Annotated in this window: 6 protein-coding genes and 1 pseudogene; 4 read left to right on the plus strand and 3 right to left on the minus strand. The window is 44.3% G+C overall.

Annotated features, from left to right (window positions below; all coding sequences use genetic code 11):
- The first annotated feature begins 162 nt into the window (after positions 1–162).
- Positions 163–306 carry a hypothetical protein gene (locus F6K37_RS28100; RefSeq protein ID WP_193431516.1) on the plus strand — a complete coding sequence of 48 codons (144 nt, stop codon included), beginning with the start codon at positions 163–165 and terminating at the stop codon, positions 304–306.
- Positions 307–494: 188 nt separating this feature from the next.
- Here the strand turns inward: F6K37_RS28100 and F6K37_RS28105 are convergent, their stop codons facing one another.
- Positions 495–1997: a zinc ribbon domain-containing protein gene (locus tag F6K37_RS28105; RefSeq protein ID WP_271969074.1), complete on the minus strand. Its 1503-nt coding sequence runs from the start codon at positions 1995–1997 to the stop codon at positions 495–497.
- Positions 1998–2677: 680 nt separating this feature from the next.
- Here F6K37_RS28105 and ccmO point away from each other — a divergent pair.
- From ccmO to F6K37_RS28120, 3 genes and pseudogenes are all read left to right on the plus strand, one after another.
- Entirely contained in the window at positions 2678–3445 is a 768-nt protein-coding gene (gene ccmO / locus F6K37_RS28110) for a beta-carboxysome assembly protein CcmO (protein WP_008180091.1), read from the plus strand.
- Between the two features lie 126 nt (positions 3446–3571).
- Positions 3572–4477 carry a LysR family transcriptional regulator gene (locus F6K37_RS28115; RefSeq protein ID WP_008180092.1) on the plus strand — a complete coding sequence of 302 codons (906 nt, stop codon included), beginning with the start codon at positions 3572–3574 and terminating at the stop codon, positions 4475–4477.
- Between the two features lie 133 nt (positions 4478–4610).
- A pseudogene (locus tag F6K37_RS28120) lies at positions 4611–5892 on the plus strand (RNA-guided endonuclease InsQ/TnpB family protein).
- A gap of 80 nt (positions 5893–5972) precedes the next feature.
- On the opposite strand, the gene F6K37_RS28125 reads toward F6K37_RS28120, so the two are convergent.
- Positions 5973–6089, minus strand: coding sequence for a photosystem II protein Y (locus tag F6K37_RS28125; protein WP_008180095.1), 117 nt, complete (start codon positions 6087–6089; stop codon positions 5973–5975).
- Positions 6090–6518: 429 nt separating this feature from the next.
- The gene (locus F6K37_RS28130; RefSeq protein ID WP_438941756.1) at positions 6519–7043 is read right to left on the minus strand and encodes a gamma carbonic anhydrase family protein; all 525 of its coding nucleotides are present in this window, start codon (positions 7041–7043) and stop codon (positions 6519–6521) included.
- Positions 7044–7256: the final 213 nt, after the last annotated feature.

Here is a 7256-nt window from a genome sequence, read left to right on the forward strand (position 1 = left end):
GCTTATTGAGAATGGGGCAAGAGGTGAGTATAACTTATTACTAGGATAAGCGCTATCAAATAAACAAGGGTTTAATTATCTGTGATTTAATCTAAATTTCCGGCGTTGCTGATTATGGGTATGGTTTTGCCCCCCTAGCCCCCCAATTTTGCGGTGCGACCCGTGGCGAATTTAATTCGCCGACGGAAAGCGCACCGGTGGGGGAACAAAACTCTCAAGCGATGCAGCGCGGTCTTGGGGGTTTCCCCCACTCGCTATTGCATCAAGACAAGTCCCCCAGAATTGGGGGACCCACGGGGGCTTTAATAAAACCAGATGATCGCGCATTCATTCCTTAATTCAGCAACGCCAAATTTCCTGCTGCTATAGACAAAAGGACTCGAAAGCCAATTGTGAGAACTTTGATGAGATACTCTTAAACCGTCATTAATCTGGATAATCCGGTATAAAACGGTCAAGGTGCAATTTATTGTTGCCTGAGGGAGGAGTGGTAGTCAGCAATTGGAGTCAAGCCTCCCACTCATCTGTCTAGGCGTTCCTGGCATCTCGACCAGGAGTTCCTTAAAAGCCTTAGTTTTGCTATGCTTGCAATTAAGCAATCCAAGCTCGATTGCATCAAGTAAACTAAGTCCCATTCCTTCCAAGAAACGCGCGGTACGACGCAACAATACTGCCTGTACCTCGGTTTTAACCATGTACCGGGTGATTTCCTGATCCGTACCTCTGTCAAGGATATTTTTGGCAGCATTATGGTCAGCCTGCAACACGACCCCATTAAATCTGGTAAAACTGTCCCCGCTTCTTTTCCCCAGAAGGGTTCCGGTCACGGAGTCAATTGGCGACGTGTAACTAGGCTGGACTTCTTTCACAACCGACCCAGTCCAATTAGCCCATTTCTGTAACGAATCCCGCATTACTCCTTTCATCCAACTATTGAGCTTGCGAGACATCGCCTTGGACTGGCGTTTATTTTTGATTGGTTGTGTTAAATCTTCCGCAAAAACTAAGAGTGATTCGCCATTAAACAGCGATTTAGAAGCAGCTCCTATTATTGCTGTAAGCTCTGACTGATTCTGTCTGTAGCGCTTATTTTCTGTCTTTCGGTTTAAATTATTTTTTAGTATTCGAGCCGATTTGACTGGATCTAGTTTTTCCAGTTTTCTATGTATTGCCCAAAGCTTCCCTCGATTACGATTCTTGGCACAAATACGGTCGGACTTTTCAGTAGTCGCCTTGCCCAAGTTCAAACCATGCCCTTGGCCATCTGAGTCATAGAAAGCCTCTGTGTACCCTTTATCTATCCCAACAGGACGGCGGTTGGCGGGTACTTCTACGGTTCCATAGTCTACTAAGAAGTGAATCTCAAATCTTTGTAAAGTTTGATTGTGGATTAATCTAATCTGCCCACTTATTTGGCGATTAGATCTGACGATTATTCTGTTTCTTTTTCCTCTTCTTAATCCAGCTAGCTCTAACTGATAAGTGTTGCGGGAGAGCCTTCTGCACTTATAGCCTACTTGTTGATAAACTATCTGATTTTTGACCCAAGAATGTCCTCGCTGAAACTCCTTTCTGATCAGTCGGTGAAGGAGTGGACTGTCCATAAATGCTAAGGTCTTAAGCTGAAAGCAAAGTTCTTTTCTGGTCTTTTGATTGTCCTTCCCCGGAAATCGTTTGTAGATTTTCTTGATTACCGCATCGGTACAGGCCGCCTGGCTCGCTGTAATGGCTTTCGCTACATCATTAATAGTCCAATCCATTAACTTAGCAGGTAGCCCCAAGGTATCGGGAGTCCTGAAGCTCTTCACTTCCGGGATAGCCTTTTTCCAGTCCAGTCCCCAATGGTTAATGCTTCCGAGTTTGTTGTAAGACTCAGCCCTGACGACACCTAGTTTTTTCATTACCTGCAACAACTCAAACTCTACCGACTTACTCATCCCCACCACGGGGACAATTTGAGTCGATAGTCTCTTGGGATAGCCCACTTTCTTTGGCATCGTCAACTGCTGTGTCTTCTTTCTTGACTATACTCTAGCGCTAGCAAAATGTCAATGTCGGTTTTGTACAGTTAAATACCGTTTTATACCTATTTATTGGGGTTTAGTTGCGAGACTAGCAGGAACGCCATTGGGATAGCTAGAACGACATAGGTTGGGAGTGTCAAGCCAACAGCCACCCCATATGCCTCAATGTAACGCTCTATAGTTAGTTGTCCTAGCAGTTTCGCCTCCAGTTTTATTAATATAATTAATTATAGTTATAAATTATTGTTATAGCGGTTTTCGTAGTAATGAGGTAAACAGGATTTTTTCCCACTTCCGTTCCCCCCTTATTAAGGCTTCCGTTCCCCTCTTATTAAGGTCCCCCCTTATTAAGGGGGGTTAGGGGGGATCCCTTTCCCGACTCCCTACTCCCGACTCCCGACTCCCGACTCCCGACTCCCGACTCCCTACTCCCGCCCAACCCTGCGACTGTGTACCTGACCTATTTGAGAAATGCTAGATCATACCGGTGGTCGGCACACCACTCTCAGACAAAACCCATGCCAATCATCTACTCCAATGGCATTAGCTGCTTCTTGATTGAGCTTTGTATGTTACGGCTTTACACTTAACTTTCTAAACTTGATATAAGCCAACAAGTAACAGCCGACAACCAAAGAGAGGTCTTCTGTCTGATGGAGTTATACAAACCTGGGCTTGCCCCTGACGATCCCTTGAGAAAAAGAAAACGGTTTAACCAAGCCTCCCTAGGTTTAGTCTCTACTCTAAGTTTTCCAGTAATTGTTAGTACTGCTGACGCCATGCTCAAGTCAGCAGAAGTTACCCTTGTGGGTTATGAAAAAACTGGTAGTGGTCACTGCACTGCCATTGTGCGGGGAGCGATCGCTGAGGTGAGAATTGCTGTGGAATCGGGTAAGGATTATGCTCAACGAGAGGGTGAGTTGCTCTCTTCGACAATCATTGCGCGACCACTTCCCAACCTGGAAGTGATATTTCCCATCGGTGTTCACCTACTCGATCAAGTTAACCAAAATCATCGTAGCCGGGTCAGTAATCATGCCCTAGGTCTTTTAGAAACCAGGGGATTGCCAGCAATGGTTGGTGCCTCGGATGCCATGCTCAAAGCTGCCAATGTACAGCTTACTGCCTACGAAACCATTGGGGCGGGTTTATGTACTGCCATTATTCGGGGTCGTGTGGCAGATGTAGCCGTTGCTTTACAAGTTGGAATGGCTGAAGCCCAGCGTATTGGTGAACTAACCGCTGTGACAGTGATTCCTAGACCTCTTGAAGATTTAGAGAAAAGCTTGCCAGTAGCGAGTTGCCTGATGGAGGAGCAACCACAACCCTTGAGAATACCAGTTAAGGTAAAGGAAGCAGAAAAAGAGCTAGTAGAACTACCAGATTTAAGAAACTTACCCATACGTACCAAAGATTCATAATAGCTACCATGGAAAAAAGTCCACCATGAACACTATGAAACTCTCTTTTCCCCATTCCCCACTCCCTACTCCTGACTTTAAAGACTGTCAAAGACTAAGATCTATATCCTCATAGGAGTAATATCATTGAAGCAAGCCACATTGCATCAGTTAAGGGTCTTTGAAGCAGTCGCTCGGCACCACAGCTTTACACGAGCTGCAGAGGAACTGTTTCTCACCCAACCCACTGTCTCTATGCAGGTGAAGCAGCTAACCAAAGTTGTTGGTATGCCTCTGTTTGACCAGGTAGGTAAGCGAATCTACCTGACCCAGGTTGGTGAGGCACTAGTTAAAACCTGCCGCGATATCTTTGAGAATTTAGACCAGTTTGAGATGAAAGTGGCAGATCTCAAAGGTTTAAAACAGGGGCGTCTGCGCTTAGCAGTGATTACAACTGCTAAATATTTTATTCCTCGTTTACTCGGTCCGTTTTGCCAGCGTTATCCAGGCATTGATATTTCTCTCCAAGTCACCAACCACGAATACATCCTTGGTCGTCTCAGTGAGAATCTAGATGACTTATACATAATGAGTCAGCTTCCAGAAAACCAGGAGACCTGCTATAAACCAGTCCAAGAAAACCCCCTGGTTGTGATCGCACGGGTCGATCATCCTCTAGCTCAGGAAAAAAATATCCCCCTTAAACGTATAGCTCAAGAAACCTTTATTATGAGGGAGCCTGGTTCGGGAACACGCAAAGCTGTACAAAAACTGTTCGATCACCACCAGATTTCACCAAAGGTGCGGCTGGATTTGGGTAGTAATGAGGCAATTAAGCAAGCGATCGCAGGGGGTTTAGGAATTTCTATATTATCTCGTCATACCTTAATTTTAGAAGGGGTTAACTCTGAGCTGGTGGTTTTGGATGTAGAACACTTTCCGATCGAGCGTTACTGGTATGCTGTCTATCCACGTAGCAAACAACTATCGATTGTTGCTGGTACTTTTCTAGATTATCTATTGAGTTCAGAGCCACTAATTTGCCAAAAATAACATTGCTCAATAGCGCAAGCAAACCAGCTGTATCCTCCTTTTGACCAAAAAATTGGGTTTCAAGCCCCGTCCTTCTAGGACGGCTTTATTTCTTTTTGTGCTATAATATGACGTAGAGTTGTTCCACGTCAAAATGATAGTTTTAGAGTTTAAGGTCAAGGGGAATAAAACTCAGTATGCCGCCATTGATGAGGCGATACGCACTGGTCAATTCGTCCGAAATAAGTGCATCCGTTACTGGATGGATAATAAAGGTATAGGACAAAAAGACTTGTATCGCTATAACACGTGGCTGAGATCTGAATATCCTTTTGTTAAAGACTTAAATTCTCATGCCTGCCAAGCTTCAGTGGAAAGAGCTTATAGTTCAATTTCTAGGTTTTACGATAAATGTAAAAAACAAGTCCCTGGTAAAAAGGGTTACCCCAAGTTTAAAAAGTTCTCCCGGTCAGTTGAATACAAGACATCGGGCTGGAGACTCTCACCTGATACTAAGTCGATAAAATTCTTAGACAAAAAAGGAGTCGGAAAACTAAAACTAAAGGGAACCTGGTAATTGTGGCGTTACGACCATAAATTGATCAAGCGAGTCAGATTAGTACGTCGCGCAGATGGTTATTATGTTCAATTCTGTGTCAAAGTTGATATTAAGGAATCTCTAGATCCCTCACATACCAACGTTGGATTAGATGTAGGGCTAAAAGAATTCTACACAGATTCTAAGGGAAACACAGAACCAAATCCAAGATTTTATCGTAAGGGCGAGAAGCGGCTGAAGTTTTATCAGCGCCGAGTTTCTCGTAAAAAGAAAGGCAAGGCCGTAGGCCACGCTTCGCGAACAGCTAACCGTAAGCGCGCCATTAATAGGTTAGGTAGGACGCACCTTAAAATAAGTAGGCAACGTGAAGAACATGCGAAGAGACTCGCCCGTTGCGTAATCCACTCTAACGACGTGGTCGCTTACGTTCGCGAAGCGTGCCGAAGGCAAGATTTAAGGGTGAAAAATTTGGTCAAAAATCATTGTCTTGCTAAGTCTATTAATGATGCAGGTTGGTATCAATTTAGAAGGTGGTTAGAGTATTTTGGACAAAAGTTTACTAGGCAAACGGTAGCCGTTAATCCTGCTTATACTAGCCAAAATTGCTCAAACTGTGGTGAAGTTGTCAAAAAATCGCTATCTACTAGAACTCATGCATGTTCATGCGGGTGTGTGTTGGATTCGCCGAAGGCGACGCTACGCGAACGCGATCATAATGCAGCTATCAATATTCTAAAAAGAGCTTTGGGTACTGTAGGGCATACAGGAACCTGGATCATCGATCCAAACGCTTTAGGAGATCCGACCTCTACTCTTCCTGATTCCGGTCTGGAAGAGCCACGTTGGGTCGTTGATTAAAGAATCCCCGCTCTTATAGGGCGGGGAGTGTCAAGGAACAGCTGGCTATTAAGCTTTTGTGCAAAGGTGCTATTGCTCAATTGGTTGACGCGCGATTTATTAAGATTTATTCAAATAATTTTGAGCTTGTTTGAGAGCGATCGCACCAATATTGTAAACTACCCAGCCTAGTGCCAGGAGTAAAGGCAATAAGACTATTAATAGACGTAAATCCATGGTTCTAGTGTCCTCCCTATAATGCTTGAAGTTTTTTTAACCTCCCACCCCTACAAGGAGTGGGCTTGTTGGTTGAAAAAGTTGCTGTGACTAAGTAATATCACTCCTACCAAGCTAGAGGGGTAACCTCCCTCAGCTTGTCTGCCCTGTACCGGACGGTACGTAGTTGTTTATTAATATAGTCGCACCTATGGGTCAATTTTTTTTAGTTAATTTTTCAGTAACCTGATCACCCATTTGTCCAAGACCTTGGACGGTTCTTGGTAAAACTTAACCAAAGTTAATCAATGTTACCCACACTTGACTAATTGGTAAGGAATCGGTAAAAAGCGATACAGGGCTTTTGTGATCGTGTTTTTCTCAATTATTGTCCATTGTTCCGGGATCGGAAGTTCTCTGTTCCGGGTTTGGGCCAACGGCAGCGAAGTATTAGGTTACACTAAATCCTAAATCTGTGCCTTTACCGGCATGAACTAGAGCCAACTTTTCATAGTGCCGTGCATGTTCAATCAGTTCAGCGGCTTGAGCCTCCGAAACATCCCGTAATTTTTTGGCAGGGACACCGACTACCAGGGAAAGGGGAGGAACGTCTTTGCTAACCACAGCTCCAGCGCCCACGATACTACCATGACCGACACGAACCCCATCTAGTACCACTGCTCCAATACCAATCAAGCTACCCTGTTCAATATATGCTGAATGAATGACAGCGCGATGACCAACAGTGACATGGTCTTCTAAAACTGTTGGCTTGCCGGGATCTCCGTGTAAAATTGCGCCATCTTGAATATTAGTGCGATCGCCAATCTCGATGCGCTCCACATCACCTCTGACTACAGCACCATACCAAATGCTAACTCCTGCAGCTACGGACACCTGACCCATAACTACAGCATTAGGGGCGACAAAGGCAGCAAGAGACAGATCTGGGGGAGGCCAAAAAGATGTCAATATTGGGGTTTTAGGTAGAGGATGATCCACAATTAATCACAATAGGGAGATAATGGTAATTAATACCTTAGGTTTTATATAGGTTTTAGAGTGGGGTCACTTAGACCAACAGCAATAAATACCCAGTTATAATGATGGAGCCATTAGGTAATAGCATATACCTCTAAGGCAATCTTTAGCATTTAATGATTGATTCTAGCTTGCAGTACCCGATAT

The sequence above is a fragment of the Moorena sp. SIO4E2 genome, assembly GCF_010671945.1.
GTDB lineage: Bacteria > Cyanobacteriota > Cyanobacteriia > Cyanobacteriales > Coleofasciculaceae > Moorena > Moorena producens.